Genomic DNA, 1,063 nt, shown 5'->3' with positions numbered 1-1,063 from the left:
TGTACTCGGCCGTCACGTTGGTGACAGCCGGCTGATCGGTGGCAGGCCGTCGAGCGCAGTGTGGCGGCGCTGAGTGTTGTAGAGCTCGAGCCACGGAGCAAGGGCAGCGGCGCGGTCATCGTTGGTGAGGAAGACCTGGCGGTAGGCCCACTCGACCTGCAGGGTGCGGTTGAACCTCTCCACCTTGCCGTTCTGCCAAGGGCAGTGCGGTTTGATGAACTTGTGCTTCGCGCCCAGCGTGGCGATGGCATCACGTACGTCGCTGGATCGTCGGTAGGACAGGTGGTTGTCGGTGATCACTCGCTCGATGCGGGCTATGCCGTGGGCCGCGAAGTACACAGCGGCCCGAAGGATGAACGCCGCGCAGGTCGGGCCCTTCTCGTCGGGAAGGATCTCGGAGTAGGCCAGTCGGGAGTGGTCATCGACCATGGAGTGCACGTAGTCGTAGCCGATCTTGGTGCGCTTGTGACGCTGTGCAGCTGTCGCTTCGCGGCCGCGTGCCTTCCAGCCGCCGCCCTCGGGGATCTTGCCGATCTTCTTCACATCGACATGGACCAGCTCGCCCGGACGGTCGCGTTCGTAGCGCACGGCGGTGGTCTTCGACGCCCTGATGACCTCGCCGGTCAGCGGGTCGCACTCGTGCAGGTATGGCACATCGTGGCGGCGTAGCACCCGGGAAACGGTGCGGGCCGGGACGCCGAGCTCGGGGCCGATCCAGTCCTGGCCGCGGCGCTCCTGTTGGCGTTTCTTCACGATCGCTTCCTCAACCTCGACCGGGGTCTGGTTCGGGCAGTGGTGAGGCCGCGAGGAGCGGTCATGCAGGCCAGCTTCGCCTTCGGCGCGGTATCGCGCGATCCAGCGGTGTGCGCACTGGCGAGACACCCCCTGGGCCTTGGCAGCGTGCGCGACCGCCCAGCCCTGCTGGCAGACGCGTTCGACGAGGAGTTGCCGGCCGCGGAAGTTCAGCCGGGCATTACGGTGAGTCACGAAGACCTCCGGACGGTAGGTGACCTAGACAGCGCCCACCGCACCCGGAGGTCTTCGCTACGTCAACAACCGGCCC

Annotated in this window: 1 protein-coding gene; it reads right to left on the bottom strand. The window is 66.6% G+C overall.

The genetic code is table 11. The features are described from left to right. Positions 1-12: 12 nt before the first annotated feature. The gene (locus tag ABD709_RS21380; RefSeq protein ID WP_344779088.1) at positions 13-987 is read right to left on the bottom strand and encodes an IS481 family transposase; all 975 of its coding nucleotides are present in this window, start codon (positions 985-987) and stop codon (positions 13-15) included. Positions 988-1,063: the final 76 nt, after the last annotated feature.

The organism is Nocardioides panacisoli, from assembly GCF_039537325.1.
GTDB lineage: Bacteria > Actinomycetota > Actinomycetes > Propionibacteriales > Nocardioidaceae > Nocardioides > Nocardioides panacisoli.
Note: the sequence above shows the minus strand (reverse complement) of the source record. Positions and strands in the feature narration are given on the sequence as shown.